The sequence below is a fragment of the Eudoraea sp. genome (assembly GCF_039969275.1).
In the GTDB taxonomy this organism is placed as follows: Bacteria; Bacteroidota; Bacteroidia; order Flavobacteriales; family Flavobacteriaceae; genus Eudoraea.
On record NZ_JBDVOC010000010.1, the window covers coordinates 224,989 to 242,292 of the forward strand.

General features: G+C 37.9%; 10 protein-coding genes. 9 read left to right on the forward strand and 1 reads right to left on the reverse strand.

Translation table 11 applies throughout. The annotated features are described in order from the left end of the window. The 9 genes from nrfD (ABJH90_RS08870) (at position 1) to ABJH90_RS08910 (ending at position 8,727) form a co-directional block, all read left to right on the forward strand. Positions 1-1,317, forward strand: coding sequence for an NrfD/PsrC family molybdoenzyme membrane anchor subunit (gene nrfD, locus ABJH90_RS08870; RefSeq protein ID WP_348138462.1), 1,317 nt, complete (start codon positions 1-3; stop codon positions 1,315-1,317). Next, positions 1,314-2,186: a hypothetical protein gene (locus ABJH90_RS08875; protein ID WP_348138464.1), complete on the forward strand. Its 873-nt coding sequence runs from the start codon at positions 1,314-1,316 to the stop codon at positions 2,184-2,186. The genes nrfD (ABJH90_RS08870) and ABJH90_RS08875 overlap by 4 nt, the downstream gene beginning before the upstream one ends. Before the next feature lie 9 nt (positions 2,187-2,195). After that, on the forward strand, positions 2,196-2,594 hold the full coding sequence (locus ABJH90_RS08880; protein WP_348138466.1) for a cytochrome c: 399 nt from the start codon (positions 2,196-2,198) through the stop codon (positions 2,592-2,594). A 101-nt stretch (positions 2,595-2,695) separates the two neighbouring features. Then, positions 2,696-3,907, forward strand: a complete 1,212-nt coding sequence (locus tag ABJH90_RS08885; RefSeq protein ID WP_348138468.1) for a hypothetical protein — start codon at positions 2,696-2,698, stop codon at positions 3,905-3,907. A gap of 67 nt (positions 3,908-3,974) precedes the next feature. Next, complete coding sequence (locus ABJH90_RS08890; protein ID WP_348138470.1) at positions 3,975-4,733, forward strand: hypothetical protein; 759 nt, start codon at positions 3,975-3,977, stop codon at positions 4,731-4,733. A gap of 676 nt (positions 4,734-5,409) precedes the next feature. Further along, positions 5,410-6,324 (forward strand): 4Fe-4S dicluster domain-containing protein, encoded by a 915-nt coding sequence (locus ABJH90_RS08895; RefSeq protein ID WP_348138472.1) that lies wholly within the window; start codon positions 5,410-5,412, stop codon positions 6,322-6,324. After that, positions 6,321-7,661 (forward strand): NrfD/PsrC family molybdoenzyme membrane anchor subunit, encoded by a 1,341-nt coding sequence (gene nrfD, locus ABJH90_RS08900; RefSeq protein ID WP_348138474.1) that lies wholly within the window; start codon positions 6,321-6,323, stop codon positions 7,659-7,661. The genes ABJH90_RS08895 and nrfD (ABJH90_RS08900) overlap by 4 nt, the downstream gene beginning before the upstream one ends. A 1-nt stretch (position 7,662) precedes the next feature. Beyond that, the gene (locus ABJH90_RS08905; RefSeq protein WP_348138476.1) at positions 7,663-8,292 is read left to right on the forward strand and encodes a hypothetical protein; all 630 of its coding nucleotides are present in this window, start codon (positions 7,663-7,665) and stop codon (positions 8,290-8,292) included. Positions 8,293-8,319: 27 nt separating this feature from the next. Then, positions 8,320-8,727, forward strand: coding sequence for a cytochrome c (locus ABJH90_RS08910; protein ID WP_348138478.1), 408 nt, complete (start codon positions 8,320-8,322; stop codon positions 8,725-8,727). A gap of 119 nt (positions 8,728-8,846) precedes the next feature. Here the strand turns inward: ABJH90_RS08910 and ABJH90_RS08915 are convergent, their stop codons facing one another. Continuing rightward, positions 8,847-17,180: a T9SS type B sorting domain-containing protein gene (locus ABJH90_RS08915; protein ID WP_348138481.1), complete on the reverse strand. Its 8,334-nt coding sequence runs from the start codon at positions 17,178-17,180 to the stop codon at positions 8,847-8,849. Between the last annotated feature and the right edge of the window lie 124 nt (positions 17,181-17,304).

Consider the following 17,304-nt stretch of genomic DNA (forward strand, 5'->3'; position numbering starts at 1 on the left):
ATGACAAAATATGAGTCTCTAATCAACGATTTAGCACCGAGAAAGTTCGGGAAACGAGGTACCATCTGGACTCTCATTTTAGTGGTTTTTATAATTTTAGGGCTTATTGCTTATATAGACCAGGTAAATAAGGGACAGGTAGTTACCAACATGCGAGATTATGCGCTTTGGGGAATTTATATCTCCAATTTTGTATTTTTTGTAGCTACCAGCTTTGTGGGGTCTGCAACGGTTGCAGTTTTAAGATTGACAAATAATTCATGGAGAACGCCGGTTGTTAGAATTGCGGAAATCATTTCATTGGCTTCCATTGTTATGGCAGGTTTTACCATTATGATCGATATGGGAAGACCAGACAGGCTATTGAACTTGTTTATTTATGCCAGATTACAATCCCCCATAACCTGGGATGTGATCATTATTCCAACTTCAATTATCTTAAGTTTTTTATTACTGTATTTTCCTTTGTTACCTGATTTAGCAATCCTTAAGAAGCACCACTTAAAAACAAAGCCAACCTTTAGTAAATGGTACGGGAAATTATCTTTGAATTGGACAGGGAGTAAAGTTCAAAAAGCCATTCAGTCAAAATCCATCAAAATCATAGCCATAATGGTCATACCCGTGGGGATATTGTTGCAAACCATTGATGCCTGGTTATTTTCCACAACTTACAGAATTGGGTGGGATAGCACCAACATGGGTGCATATTTTACTTCTGGAGCCTTTGTTGCTGGTCTTGGGGCACTTATTACCGTTGTTTATATTATAAGAAAAGTAAGAAGACTCGAACATTATATTACGGATTATCACTTTGATAAACTAGCCCAATATTTACTCTTGACCTGCCTGGTTTACGTTTACTTTAATATAAACGAATATTTGATTCCCATATTTAATGCTCCTGTAGAAGAAGATATTCATTTAAATGCATTGGTCTACGGAGAATATGCGACAATATTTTGGTTTTCTCAGATAGTCGGATTGATTTTACCAATCCTCATTTTATTATTCAAAAATGGCAGAAAACCGTTGCCTGTGTTTATTGTAGGTATTATGGTGGTTTTAGGTTCCTGGTGGAAACGATATATCATTGTAACACCTACCTTATTGCATCCATTTTTACCAATAGAAGGAGTACCTGAGTCATGGCATCATTATTTTCCGAGTATACATGAATGGTTAATTACCGGGGCAACTCTGGCAATGGCTTTATTGATAATTACTTTATTCGTAAGGTTTCTACCTGTAATTCCTATTCAGCGCATAGCTGAAGAAAAAGGATTGTTGAAAACAGATAAAAAAGCAGAATCATGAAAAATAGATCAACATCTGGGAGTGCTTTTTTAGCCTGGACTATTGGGTTCTTATTTTGCCTGGGTTTATCAAATATATATGCGCAAAATGATGAAAAATACAGGGTAAGATTAAGAGCCGATTATGTGAAGATAATGGAGGGCGATGCGTACTTAAATATCAAAGCAACCGCCAAGATAGAGGACGAAACTCTGCCTGTACCCAACATTGACATCGCAGTTTATAATGAGGTTGAAGATGAAGAAATTATATTGGGGAATACCAAAACCAATATGAAAGGTGAAAGTAGATTTGTATTGAATAAATCAATGGATTTAAAATCTGACTCAACAAATACCTATAACCTGGGAATTTCATTTAATGGAAACGATTCGTTCAGGAAAGCTTCAAAAAGTACTAGTTTTAAAAATGCACATATAGTAGCAAATCTTATTGCAAAAGACAGTATAAATTATTTAACAGCCACGCTTAGGGAAACTGCCACAGATAGCCTACTTGCTGGGGAATCACTAATTATACAGGTGCAGCGATTATTTAATCCCCTAAAAATTGGTGAAGAATTTAATTTTACAGATGAAAATGGCACCATTCTTGTTCCTATTGAAGAAGGAATACCCGGTGTTGATGGAAATTTAATTATTGAAGTTGTGCTCGACGATAGTGATGACTACGGAACTGTAATATCTATAGTTAATGCCCCGGTAGGTACTCCTATTGTGGAGGAAATAACTTTTGATCAAAGAAAAATGTGGTCTGCAAGAAATAAAACACCTATATTTCTATTAGTATTTATAAATTTAATTATTGCGGTAATATATGGATTATTTATATATCTAATTTCCAATTTATTCAGAATTTCAAAAAATTAAACTTAAAAAATGAAAACACTTAAAATGTTATTAATACTGGTAATTGTCTCCTTTGTATTCTATTCCTTCACCACCGTAGTACAGGATAAATGGGTGGTGCCAGAGAAGTATGTAAATATGAAAAATCCAACAGATCCTTCTGTTGACAAGGCAATAGGAAAAGCTTTATACAGCAAGCATTGCAAATCCTGTCATGGTAAAGAAGGTTATGGAGACGGATCTAAAGCAAAAGATGTAGAAGGTGATTTAGGGGATTTTTCATCCGCAGAATACCAGGCACAAACCGACGGGGAATTGTTTTACAAATCCAGTTTTGGCAGGGAGGATATGCCGGAATACACAAAAAAAATGCCCGATGATGAAGACAGATGGCTTATTGTTAATTATATGAGAACACTCGCAGAATAGGGCCTGAATAAGCTTGGTAATAAAAAATATTTTAGTCGGTAAAACTTTTGACAGAGACACTACTTATGACGAAAATTAATTTTAAAGATGAATCCTTAATTATGAGTAAGACACTGCGTTTTATGAGTATTTCGCACAAAACAGCTTCTGTTTCTAAAAGAGAGGAATATCATATTTCAGATGGCGAAAAGAATAGTTTAGCAGAACTTATCCGAAATACTTTTCCGGATATTGTGGGGTTATTTCTACTAACGACTTGCAATAGAACTGAGATTTATATTGAATCTTCGGATACTACCGCCACAGAACTAAGGGACTTTATAATTAGCTATAAAGAACGGAATCTTACCATTGATAAAAATTTATTTGATCTCAGCAATTCCACCGAAGATACGGTGAGGCATTTGTTAGAAGTATCATCAGGATTATCATCTTCGATATTGGGAGATGCAGAGATTATTCACCAGATCAGGAAAGCGAATCAATTATCAATTACCAACCATTTACAGGGTTCCTTGCTGGAACGGGCAATGCAGACTGTTTTTAAAAGCCATAAGCGAATAAGTAACGAAACTGAATTCAGAGATGGCACCACTTCAGTAGCGTATAAATCCCTTAAAATGGTGAGTGGTACTTTCGGCAAAGACCAACGACAAGCAAAAAAAATACTATTTATAGGAGCAGGTGATATTGTAAAACAACTTTTTAAGTATAATTCAAAGTTTGCTTACAATGATATTTATATCAGCAACCGAACTGAAAAAAATGCAGTTATTTTAGCAAAAAGATATTCTTGCAAGGTTTATCCCTGGGAAAAAGTACTTAAAAATGATTTCAACGGTTTTGATGTGATTATCAGTGCTGCAAGCAATTCTCACCGGCTGATAAATAATATAGTCAATGAACATAAAAAATTACTGTTAATTGACCTGGCACTACCCAGTAATATTAATAAAGAATTGATACATCGAAACAATGTAACTCTCTATGATCTTGATACAATTTCAGTAGGGCTGGAAAATACAAGAGAAAGAAGAAATGCCTCTATTGGTAAAGTAGATCAAATTATTACCGAAGAACTTCTGGCATTCTGTCATTGGTATAAGGAAGCTCCTTTAAGAGTATTTTTAGCTAAACATAAGATAATAGTAAATAATAAGGTTAAGGCCTATTTTAAAGCCAATGGTATTGAAGAAGATTCTCTGGAAATTAGACAATCTACAAATAGGGTTATGAGAAAACTGATAAAACATTCCGAAAGACCACTACAAGAGGAAGAATTAGATGCCATTATTGACGAACATATTTTTTGAGAATTGAATTTTAAAAAAAACCAGGTATTATAAATCCTGTTTTAACAACTACCAGCATGCAATTCCTATGAACTATAATTATATTCTTCTTATTTCTGTACTTTTTATTTCCTTAATTAGCTGTAATAGAGGCCCTAAAACTATAGAACCCTTCTCCATTGCCAAAAAATCTACAGGAATCTCATCTTCAGATATTGTAGATAACGAAATTCATAGTATAAAGGTTCTTGAAATAATCCCTGCATCCAAATATGTATATCTAAGGGTTAAAGAAGGTAAAGATCCATTTTGGATAGCAACTAAAAAAAGTGAGATTAATCTTGACTCAACCTATTTTTATGGAGAGGCTTTGCTTAAAACTGATTTTAAAAGTAAAATACATAATAGGGTTTTTGACACAATTTATTTTGTGAACAAACTGGTAACACAGATGCATGGTGCCAAGCATACATCCGGGACCACTGATAATATTCAAATAAGCAAGAAGAAAAAAGAACCCGTTAAAGTGACTACGGACGAAGACAAAAATATCGATTATAAAATTTATACGGAAATTTCAGACTTAATGCAAGATCCAAATAAATTTGATGGACAAGCTGTCCAAATAAAAGGAAGATGCGTTAAAGTGAATAACAATATCATGAAAAAAAACTGGATTCATCTTAAAGATGGAAGTCAGGATGATTTTGATCTTATAATTACAACCGATATGTCTGCGCAAGAAGGTGATGTAATTACGGTACAGGCCTTCATAGCTATTAACAAAGATTATGGGGCCGGCTATTCATATGATTTAATTTTAGAAAATGGTGCCATTATACAATAGTATTCCATAAATATGAATAAAAAGTACCCATAAATAATAGATACCCCTTTTCTATGAGTCAATATCCGATTCATCTATAATATAAAGTATAAAATGTTCAACCTACTGCTGTATTTCTTTATCGTTGGCATTAACACATAAATGACCGATAAGTTTATTAGAAAATCGTTAAAAAAAGCCGAAGTGTCCATGACCGCTAAAGAAATGAAAGTGATTATAGATGAACAGGCTTCTTTATTAAAAAAATTTTATGTTTAAATGATTCTTTAGGTTCCAAAAACAATGAGAAACCCTGGCTATTAGCCCGGGTTTTCTTTTGAGGAGAAAGAGGTTAATAAACATTATTATTTTTTAATTGTTGTGCTATTAGCATAAAAATCACATTAGGCTCAAATTCAAATATTTAATAGGACAAAATTCTAAAAATAGTAGTATAAATCTATGTAATAAATATTACAAACATGACATATATCATGCAATATCAAATGATTAGATGTTAGATTTGAATAAACGGGATCATACACGAGCTACTTAAACTATAAGCTTATTTTTTTTCTTTAGTGTTCATGCGATCTCTTTTTGATTTGATCTCTTAAAAGATATTGAGACGTTTTGTCCATTTTCTTTTCACATTAGTTTTTAATTATAACCCTGGTTTTAAATTTAAAAACGAATCATGGAAAATGAAAATTCCAAAAATCCTACCCGAAGGAAATTTTTAAAAAACCTATCTTCCGGAAGTGCACTTGCCGTATCTGGTTTGGCGTATTTTTCTGTTACTTCTTGCAAACAAGCATCTGACGAAAAAACTACATTATTAACAACAGATGGTAAACTGGTACAGGTTCCTAATTCAGAAATTGCAGATCTTAATCATCAGCATCTTCCGGCAACTCCGGAAGAATCCCGTATAGGGATTCCTGGGAAAAAATTTGTGATGGTTGTCGATCTGGCAAAATGTAAAAATGCAAAAAAATGCATCGAAGCATGTGACCATACTCATAATTTAACTCCGGACCGTCCTTACATTAAGGTTTTGGAAATGCAGGATAATGAAAAATCTTCCCCTTACTGGATGCCAAAAAAATGTTTCCAATGTGATAACCCTCCCTGCGTAAAAGTCTGTCCGGTTGGGGCAACATATAAACGTACAGATGGCATTGTGCTGGTAGATAATGAACGCTGTATTGGATGTCGATTTTGTATGGCTGCCTGCCCATATTCGGCACGAGTATTTAACTGGGGAAAACCACCAGGTGAAGATGAAAGTATTCCATATTCTCCTGAAACCAGTCTTCCAAGCCAAATAGGCACAGTAGGAAAATGTGATTTTTGCCCGGACATGCTTCGGAACAATAAGCTACCCCATTGTATTACTGCCTGTCCTAATGGTGTCATTTACTTTGGGGATGAGATCGACGACACTGTTACCAATGGAGAAGAAACGGTACGGTTATCTACTTTACTGAAAGAAAAAGCCGGGTATCGATATATGGAAGAATTAGGTACGGAACCACGTGTTTATTATCTCCCACCTGTTGACAGGTTGTTCCCCTTTGAAGAGACCACTCAAGAAAACAGTGAGTCATGAGTAAACCGAATATCGAACTTCAAAAGTTTAGAACAAAAAGAGGAAAACGCCTCTTAAGTCATTTGATTACAACGTCCTTACAATATAAATTGTGGATTGCATTCTTACTCATACTTATTTTATTAGGATTGATTGGCTATTATCGCCAGTTGCGATATGGACTTGTAGTAACTGCCATGAGAGATTATACTTCCTGGGGAATTTACATCTCGAATTTTGTTTTTTTTGTTGCTATTAGCCTGGTAGGCTCATTGTTCAGTTCCATTTTAAAACTCAACAAAAATTTGTGGGCCAGACCTCTTACCAGAATTTCCGAAATTATTGCGGTCGCTGCTATTATTTGTGCAGCTGTAATCATTATTGTTGACATGGGTCGTCCGGATCGTATTTTTTATGTAATTACGCATTTAAGAATCCAATCCCCCATTATTTGGGACGTTATTATTATTTCTACTTATTTAGTTATAAGCATACTATTATTATATATTTCTTTACTTCCGGACATCGCTCTTTGTCGTGACCGTTTAACGCAGATTCCTAATTGGAAAAAAGCGTTATATAGAATTACAGCCATCAATTGGCATAATCATCCCAAACAAATAGCAATGCTGCAAAAAGTAAACAAAATATTGGCAATTTCTGTACTTCCGGTGGCATTTGCGATCCACACGATTACTTCCTGGCTGTTTGCGACAACCTGGCGTCCTGGATGGGACAGCACCAACCTTGGTCCTTATTTTGTTTCAGGGGCATTTATGGCAGGTGCTGCCGTGATCATTATTGCCATGTATTTTATCAGGAAACATCTAAAACTGAGTAAATACATAACACTTAGTCATTTTGATAGGATGGGTAAACTACTGGTACTCCTCTCCCTTGTTTATCTGTATTTTAATATTAACGAATATCTGGGCCCAGCTTTTAAAATGGTTGGGGTAGAAGGGGAACATATCACCGAACTATTCGTGGGAAAATATGCCCCTATGTATTGGTTTGTTCAGCTGGGTGGTCTTGTTTTACCAATTATACTCTTATTTTTTAAACCATTTCGCAAACCACTACCAATATTAATAATAGCCATATTTGTGGTACTCGGGGCATGGTTAAAACGGTTTTTAATAGTAATCCCTTCATTGCAACATCCATATTTACCTATTCAGGGAGTTGATGAATCCTATTTACACTATAATCCAACCTGGGAAGAATGGGCAATTACCTTTTCATCTTTTGCCTGGTTATTACTGATTATTACAGTGCTTATTAAATTGTTTCCGGTAATCCCTATTAAAAAATATAAACAAGGTTCTGAAACTGTCTTTAAACAAAATATTTTCTAAAATGAAATCTGAAACGAAACTTATTTGTTATTTTTTAGAGGTCATAATGGCCGTGACCTTCATTTTCGGGGCTAATACAATTAGTTACGGACAAGATGATTTACAAGATGCCATTGTAACGCTTTCCTTCATAGATAATAATGAAGCTAAAATAATCCAGGCAAAAGCAACCGACCAAGATGGAAGCCCTATTGAAGACCTGGAATTATATTTTTATGTACAAAGAACCTTCAGTTTATTACCCATAGGGGATTTTTTTAATACTACCGATGAGAACGGCATAGTAGAAATCCCATTTCCGGAAGATTTACCTGGCGCTGTGGGAGGGCATGTTAAAATCGTTGTAAAAATATTGGAATCAGATATCTACAATGATCTTACTTTAGAAACAATCAAAAATTGGGGCATACCCACTCCAGTAGATCAATTTGAAGAAAAAAGATCTTTGTGGGCAGCGGCAGCAAATGCACCAATAACTTTAGTTATAAGCGTAAGTGGTATGATTCTTGTAATTTGGTTTATTATTGGTTACATTATTTTTATCTTGTATAAGATCGGTAAAATCAAAAGTGACGTACATTCCCAATTTAATGAAGAAAACTATTTTAAAGATGTAATAGAAAGTTTTTGAGTAGACAATAACTTAAATTCCCTTATAATGAAAAAACAAGTTTTATTAATCACGGGAGTATTTCTTGGCAGTTTTATCCTGTTGTCAATGACTTCCCTAATTTCCAACGAACAAGAAAAATGGGAAGTCCCATCTAAATACCAGAAAATGGTAAATCCCTATGCCGGTGTCTCGGATACCGATAAAATTGGACGCATCTTATACGCGAAACATTGTAAATCATGCCATGGTTCTAAGGGGAAAGGTGACGGAACAAAAGCAAAATCGCTAGACACAACAGTTGGAGATTTTACAGATGCTTCCTTTAAAAGTCAAAAAGACGGGAGTCTGTTTTACAAATCGTTCATAGGACGGGATGAAATGCCCAGTTTTATAAAGAAAATACCAGATGAGGAAGAACAGTGGTTGGTTATAAATTATATAAAAGGATTATAATATAAGACTACTTTAAGTAGGAGAGATGGAGGCTACTAGAAATGAGTATACTTCTTATTTAAAAAAACAGGTGTAAATGATTAATTTACACCTGTTTTTTATTATTGGAACCCTATTCCTTATCTATACAAGGTAAAGTGCCCAACATATTGCTGTCTTTCTTTATCATTGGCATTAACCACATACCAGTAATCTCCGGAAGGTAGTTCACTTCCGTCGTATTTTCCATCCCATCCGGAAACCTGATCCAATACAGCCACTACTCTACCATAACGGTCGTAGATCTTGACTTCGATATTTGGGAAGTAGTCCCTATTTCTTGGAAACCACAATTCGTTGTTGTTATCTCCATCAGGAGTAAAGAAATTTGGAATTTCCAGCATCCCTGTAAAATCAAAAGGTATTGCTATTACTGCTTCACAACCACCCTGGTCTCTCACCATAATATTAACTATGGCATCCTCATTTGTCTCATATACATTTACATCGGCATAAGATACCTCCTGGAAGAAATACTCATAACCTCCATATCCGCCCATAGCAGTTGCTGTAATTTCATTAGGCCCGCTTTTGACGGCAGATAAAGTTAGCGGTTCGTAAGTATCCGTTGTAAAGTCAACGAAGGTTGTACATCCATTAGAATGATAAATATATACCGTATGATCTCCTCCAGGTAAATCACCCCAAATCCTATCGGCTGTTGCCAGAGCAGTAATTGCATCTGTCGGATCTGCAGGATTTAATGCAAAAAGTAAATCTGAATACTGGCTGGGATCTTGCATTTCTACTGTAACTGTGCTGTTCGGGAATATACCATCACAACCATATTGAATAATTGGCGTAGCAATTAGTTCTACTCCTATTCCTATAGGTACAATAACATTGGTTTCACAACCTCTTGAATCCCGTACGAAGATTACATAAGTATCTCCACCAACAAGATTATCCCAGAACATAGAAGGGTTAGGTGCAAAATCTACATCAGCAGATGAATTTAAAGCAAATTCATATGGAGCGGTTCCACCCAATACCTCCAGGCTTAATGTACCGTCCTGATCACCCAGACAGGTTTCAGGGGTAGAATCTATTATCCCTGCCACTAATTCCATTGGTTCGGTTATAGTAATGGTCTGGGTTATGGTACAACCCAAAGCATCCTGAATAATAACTTCATAACTTCTTGGTCCAAGATCGGTAAATGTTTTTCTATTAGGGAATAATGGATCATCGGCCTCAAAGAATTCACTTAACTGGTCAGCGATAGAATAACGGATAATACCGGTACCGCCACTGGCTTCAAGAATGAGCTGACCATCCATATCCCCGTTACAGTTAACAGGCACTGCTTCTATGTAATCCAGCACCAATGGTGGTGGATCTACAATAGTAATTGGGGTAGAAATGGCAGTACATCCACCACTCTGTGCATAAACCCAATAAGTTCCCGGTCCAAGGTCTCTGAATATTCCTGACGCCTGGGCACTTCTTTCCACATTACCTCCTGAAGGGAATGGCGGCGTATCTGAATTGAGTAAAGAATAAACGTAATTACCAATACCACCAAAAGCTTCGGAACGGATAATACCAGTTGCCTCACCAGCACAATTAATAGTAGCGTTAGCTAAATCTAATGCAATCACCAAGGGTGCTGCAGGATCCAGAGATATTTGATTCGATTTTTCAAAAGGACATCCATTCGAATTTTGCACATCATATTGGAATGGTCCCGGATCAATGGTGATATCCTCAGAGATTTGTACTGAAGTCGCTGTAGGATCAAGCGCATCTAAAGGTAAAAATGGATCTAAAGTACCTGAACGCCTGAAGAAATAGCTTATCCCTACTTCAGGATTCGTTACCGTTAATTCCATGACTCCCACGTCACCACAGCCGGGTGGCGACAATTCAACAAGCTCTGCAAGAACCACCTCCGGATCAACTATGGTTATAGGAACAGTAGTATAACTACAATCCCATCCGTCAAAAACGGTAATTGTATAATCACCCGCTGATAAATTACCAAAATTGGTAGTGGTCTGTATACCACTGCTGGTACCGTCAATTAATCGATTAAGTTGATACAAATAATTACCTGGGCCCTGACCTCCACTTACATTAAAGGCCTCTATCTCACCATTATTATCATTGTTACATTGCAAAGGAATAACAACCTGAATATCAGCATATATTGGTGCCGGTAAAGCCAAATTAATAGTATTGGTTGCAATACATCCTTCCAGATCTCTTACATTCACTGTATATGTGCCATCAGATAAACCTGAAAAGCTGTCATTAGTACTCGGAAAATCTTGTATAATAGTAAAGCCATCCGGGGCAATTAGCTGGTATTCAAAACTTCCCCAGCCACCATCACCTACTGCGAATACCTCACCCAGTCCTGGCACTGCGCAGGTTACTTCGGCCGTTTGTGAAAGTGCAACAGTTAAAGCCCTGTCTGGTTGTCTTACCGTAGCTATATTACTAACCGCATCACAATAAGGAACGTCCAGTGCCTCTACATAAACCAGCAGATTTCCTGCAGGCAGACCTGTAATTATTCCCGGATTCTGAGCTGGAATGTTGGTATCAAATGTACCGGTAACACCAGTGGTCGTTTCTACACCTGCATTATCCCGTGAGAATACTTCATAATTATAGATTCCGCTGTAATTGTTTATTTGAATACTTATTTCACCGTCAGATCCATTAAAACAGGTAACCGGTTTGGTCTCTGCAATAAGAGCCTCAATGGTATTATAATCCGGAACATTAACTACAGGAGTTAGATAAGTACAACCTGCATTTCCCACATCGGTAACTGCAAATATATAATTCCCGGGTGTACTTATAGCCCAGCTCACGGTATTACTACCACCAGAATTCTGAATTGGCTCAGATCCCAAAGGCAATATTTCCACATCATAGTTTCCTGGGCCCTGATCCATTATGATATCTATTGAACCCGGACTTACTCCTGTACCCGATGCATCACAACTAATAGAATTCACATTAAACGTAAAAGTGAGTCCTACTGGCGCATTGATAGTAACTGTATCTGTAATTTCACAACCGTTCTGGTCCTTAGCCGTTAGAATTATGGTTTGATCTGTACCATTATCAATTACTTCAAAGACATTGCTTGTCTGGAAATTAGTACCATCAAAAGCCAGAGTCCCATCATTCATACTATAGGTATAGGTTGGGGTACCAGTATTAGCCCCTGTACCATCTCCATTGGTATCCGTATATATTGTTATTGTAGCCGTATTAAATCGGTTACTACTCGGATCGCAGGTAAATTCCGTATTCGTCGTAGCTATTTGTAATGGTGTAGGTTCAAGAATAACAACATCTCCGGATCTGTCTGTACATCCCCTGTCTGAAATAACCTCAACCTGATAAGTCCCTTGAGCCAAGTTGTCAAAAATGGATGTAGCCTGTGGACCCTGCAATATTGTCGCTGTACCGCCATCATATAAGACATAAGTAAATGGACTGTCGGTATCTGATCCCGGAAGCAATTCTACAGAAATATAACCGTCGTTCGCCCCATTACAAGTAATATCTCCCTTGGGAGTTCCGGATATAACTGGAGTGTTAACTATGGTAACATCAACGATTGCGTTGTCCTCACATAGCGGAATGGTGTTTGAATCCAGGTCGGTTACTAAAATATTATAGTTTCCGGGTAATACATTGATAAATATATTTGAACCTTGTGGAGGGCCTATTGGGTTTAACAAATTGTCCCTAAGTTGAAATTCAAAGTTACCACTACCACCTGTTGTATTCACAGTAATTACGCCATCTCCTGCGTTACAGGTAGGCTCTGTAGTTGCACTTGCTGTAATTGCAAAGAAATCAAATACTCTGGCAACTATACTGTTGGTACAACCATTACCATCCCTTACAATTATGGTATAATCACCTGGGTTTGGTACAATAAAATTAGGATTTGTTTGGAATCCGCCTCCAATATCATATTCAAATGTCTCATCTGGCAGGCCTGAACCTGTGCTCAAAGGAGAGAGGATATTAACGGTGTAATTGGCAACTGCAGTACATTGATTCACAACATCCAAGGTGGGGACTGGAACGCCGGGGTTTTCTGTCACTGTTACCGTTGTAAAACTGGTACAACCATTACTATCCTCAACATAAAAATCGTAATCTGCGGGGTATGGACCCGGAATTTCATAGGTAGTCTGTGCTGTAAATACACCGGGAGCCGGATTACCGGTTGGAACATATGCAAAGTTATAACCAGGAGTACCACCTGTTCCTCGAACTGTTACCAACGCACCCACATTACAATTCGCAGGTTCGTTATTATCCACAACTAATGTTGGAATATCCGTTATAATATCTACAAGTGCACTGGCATCACAACTGGTATTGTTATCATTTATAAGTATCTGATAATTTCCAGGTGGCAGTGCCGTAAAAGAGCCGTTATATGGAATAGGCTCGTTGTTTAATACTGTAGGACCACTTATAATAGCTCCTGTATTCGTATCCTGTAACTCAATAGTAAGATCTGCAGGAGAAGCAATACCTGTAACCTGAAAATCAATCTGCCCGTTACCTCCCGGTGCACAGGAAGCCGTTGTTGCTGTTGCGGTTACCGCAATAGGCGATGGACCAGCAATAGGGTCAATCTGTTCTATATACCTACAACCTAGCGCATCTATAACCTCAACAAAATAGGTGATTCCATAAGCTATTTGTCCTGTAAAATCATGTGTGTCAATATCCACATTTGGAGGTCCCAGAGGACCACCTAAAATACCTATCTGGTAGGGTGGAGTTCCACCCACAATATCCACGATATACGTAAAGGCCGTGGTACAATCAGGAGGCGTTGTAGTCGATACAGGAATCAGATCTAGCTGATTTTGTGTAATGGTCACGGTATCCCTGTCTTCGCATCCGGAAGCATCCTGAGTTACAATGGTATAGGTGCCAGGTACTAAATTTGGAAAATTCACAGCAGTACTTGCTGTTGGCCCTACTGTGGCGACGGTAGCACCTGTAACATCTTGCACAATATAAGTGTAATTAGGCGTCCCATTGGCAACGGCTGTAACATCTATTGAACCTTCAACAGTACCTGCCGCACAAACAGCATTATTGGCAACTACAGTGGCGTCAACTGGGGTACTGGCATTAATTGTAGCAGATAATACAGGAGTTATACACCCACGACTATCTCTGATAACAAAAGTACTATAGATTCCCGGTGCAAATCCTGAGAATATATTTTGAGAACTAAATGTAATTCCGTTGTTATCACTATATTCATACGGCGGAACCCCGAAATTAGTATCGGGAACCAAAGTTATAATACCATTATTATCACCACATGTAGTGTCAGTTGGATTTGCTGATCCCACTATACTTTCTGGTGGATCAATAGTTATTACATTAGTTTCTGTTGTACATCCCTGACTGTCAGTAACCAAAAACTGATAGGTTGTAGGAACTAAGATAGATCCATTTGGAATATCATAGATAAACGAGTTTCCTGTAATATTATTAGAATTTGAAGTATAAGGGGCTCCATCAATACTTACCTCATAAATATCATAATCACCACCTGAGGTGTAACCATTAGAAATATTTACCTGAATCTGGGCAGAAATACCACCACAAGTGAGTTCCCTAATTATCGTTCCACTGGCTGTAATTTCGGGTTCGATGGTCAGCGTAATATCATCCCGACAATCATTGGCATCTATTACCTCAATGTTGTAATTGCCCGGTGTAAGATTGATAAAAGTACTTGCGCCACCTAAAGGGCCGCCATTTACTCTGAATTGATATGGCGGAAGACCTCCTGCTGCATTTACGGCAAGAGTAGCTGCATCTACATTGTCATAACAGAAATCTGAAGCGGCTGCATCTAAGCTGATTGTAGGGGAAGTTAAAATTGTTAGTGTAAAGCTATCCGTAACTGTACAACCATTCGCATCGGTAACGCTTACCTGATACAAACCATCAAGAGACAGGTTTGAAAAGGTATTCCCGTTTTTAGGGCCTCGTGTTGATAAATCCGGCTGAGTTAATGTGTAGCGGTTACCTCCCCAACCTCCAACAGTGTTAATAGTAACCCTACCTATATTACCATTCTGACAACTCATAGGGGTAACATTAAGGCTGGTTATGGCAAAAGCGACAGCTGGTTCCTGAATTACTAAAGTGGCCGTATCGGCGCAATTAGTATCCTCATCGGTCACTGTAATTGTATAACTCCCTGCTGTTAATCCTGTAACATTAATTATTCCGCCTGATTGCCCATTAAATACCGGACCTGCATCAATCTGATATCTGTAAGTAGTATCAAAGCCATCTACCAGGAAACGGCCTTCGCCATCACTGTCTCCAACACAGGTTACTACCTTAGTAGCCTGAGCCTGGACCGCAATGGAACTAATATCAGTAATTGCAAAAACTTCATCATAACTACACCCTTCATTATCAGTTACCCTAAAAGTATAAGTACCAAGTCCCAGACCGGTAAAAACAGGATTATTTCCATTGTTAATAGCGCTGATGGCTGGTGCAATAATTTCATAGGTATAAGGTGCAGCACCATCTGTAACAGCAACGGTAACTGAAGCACTACTGGTTAAACAATCAATACTGGAAATGGTAAAGTCCATATCCGTTGGCTTGTCTAAGGCATTAAAGACTAGTGGCGGGAGACTTTCTACACAACCATTTGCATCCCTGATTTGAGGAGTATATGTTCCCACACCGAGATTGGAATAAACCGTGGTAGGACTAAAACCGGCTCCAATACTGTAGTCGTATGGTGGCGTCCCTCCGGCTACACCCGAAATTGTTATCTGCCCACCGTTCTCATTTAAACAAGTAGGAATTGAATCGGGAGTCGCGGTACCTGTAATATTAGATGGAGTCCCAACCGTTTCTGTCGATGATGGAGTTGTACATACAAAAGAACCCTGCTGATAGCGGATGATCACATCATAACTGCCGGGTGCCAAATTGTTAAATACATTACTTCCCTGGTAGTTCGTACCATTATCGCTACTGAATTCAAGATTATATCCAAATCCATTAGTAACATTAACGGTAATCCTACCGTCATTGACCCCTCCACAATTAGCATCTTCTGTTGTTATAGTGAAAATGGGGGGTGGCAAATCTTCAACGTCTATACTTGCCGTCTTTGTACAGCCATTAGCATCCTCAACCAGAATGTTGTATGTCCCCGCCGCAGTTACAGTAAACATTGCTGTACTTGCATAAGGTGCACTAAAATTAACACCCGCATCTAAACTATATCTATATGGAGAAGTACCTCCTGAAGTATCAATTGTAACATCAACCGAAGCCGCTCCACAACCAAAACTATCCGATGCTGTTGCAGAAACCGCCAATGGGCTAATTCCGCTTCCTATATCTATAGGATCATTATTAATATCTAATGTAATGAGCTCATTACACTTATTAGTTTCTATACGTACACTATAAACCCCCGGGCTAACGTTTGCGAATGTATAACTACTCGCAGCGTCAGGTCCAAAAGTATCTACCGTGACACCAGCTTTTATAAGCCTGTAGGTATAAAATCCGGGAACGCCAAATACCTGAACGTCTATACTTCCTAGTTCCCCGCTACACAGAATATCGTTTGCCGTAACATCTACACTAATATCGAGATCCTGAACAGTTTCTGTATTTGAAGGAAATAGACATGCACTACCGGAAACATTTTTTAAACGCACCCATACCATGTGATTTCCTGAAGTAGTAATATCAAAAAACGGATCGTCCTGGTAAGGACCTCCCGAGTTATTAAGACTGTACTCATAACCGGCAGGAACATTGGTTACCTCTACCCTTCCTGGGTTCCCACAAATAATATCCTCGTGAATGAGTTGAGGATCTAATGGATTCAAAGAGGATTTAAAATAGTAATATTGACCACCATCTACACGAACCCGAAATTCTCCTGAAGAATCCAGGTTGTAGGTAGAACCGGTGCCTACAGTATCATAACAAGTGTTATTTGTGTTTGCGCAATCATCAATAACCGACAAGGCACATCTGTTCGGATCGAGTTTTTGCCACTCATAGCTGCTCCCACTCTGACTAAGGGTAATTGTTCGGATATCACTGGTACCGCATAAAAAGAATTTTGCAAGGGTACTACCATCATTGGGGCAAACTACTTCCTCATTAGCCCCCTGGATAATAGTCATGAACATAGGGGCATTTAAAAAGGATCCAGTTGTAGTGGAGCTTTTAAAAGGTGTAGCAACTTCAATGGCATTAGTTTCAGACAAAGACTTAACTTCATCTTCTTCAGATGCTATTTCCGATATAAGCTCATAAACTTTGGTATTTGCAATTGCCGAAGTACCCACAATTGACAGCGCCAGCAATAGCACGGCATACACAAGTTGCCTTGAGTTTTTTTGGAGCATAGGTTAATTCGTGTTATGGCAAGAATATTCGTGATTTGGGATCAGTATATTCTACAGCGTAATTATTTAAACTTATAATTTCTCTTTATCTTTAGGCTTCAAAATCACCTACTTATTATTTATT

Coding starts and splice junctions, on each gene's coding strand:
- ABJH90_RS08885 (WP_348138468.1), top strand. CDS start 2,696: ATGAGTAAGACACTGCGTTTTATGAGTATTTCGCACAAAACAGCTTCT.
- ABJH90_RS08890 (WP_348138470.1), top strand. CDS start 3,975: ATGAACTATAATTATATTCTTCTTATTTCTGTACTTTTTATTTCCTTA.
- ABJH90_RS08910 (WP_348138478.1), top strand. CDS start 8,320: ATGAAAAAACAAGTTTTATTAATCACGGGAGTATTTCTTGGCAGTTTT.
- ABJH90_RS08895 (WP_348138472.1), top strand. CDS start 5,410: ATGGAAAATGAAAATTCCAAAAATCCTACCCGAAGGAAATTTTTAAAA.
- ABJH90_RS08875 (WP_348138464.1), top strand. CDS start 1,314: ATGAAAAATAGATCAACATCTGGGAGTGCTTTTTTAGCCTGGACTATT.
- ABJH90_RS08880 (WP_348138466.1), top strand. CDS start 2,196: ATGAAAACACTTAAAATGTTATTAATACTGGTAATTGTCTCCTTTGTA.
- nrfD (WP_348138462.1), top strand. CDS start 1: ATGACAAAATATGAGTCTCTAATCAACGATTTAGCACCGAGAAAGTTC.
- ABJH90_RS08915 (WP_348138481.1), bottom strand. CDS start 17,180: ATGCTCCAAAAAAACTCAAGGCAACTTGTGTATGCCGTGCTATTGCTG.
- nrfD (WP_348138474.1), top strand. CDS start 6,321: ATGAGTAAACCGAATATCGAACTTCAAAAGTTTAGAACAAAAAGAGGA.
- ABJH90_RS08905 (WP_348138476.1), top strand. CDS start 7,663: ATGAAATCTGAAACGAAACTTATTTGTTATTTTTTAGAGGTCATAATG.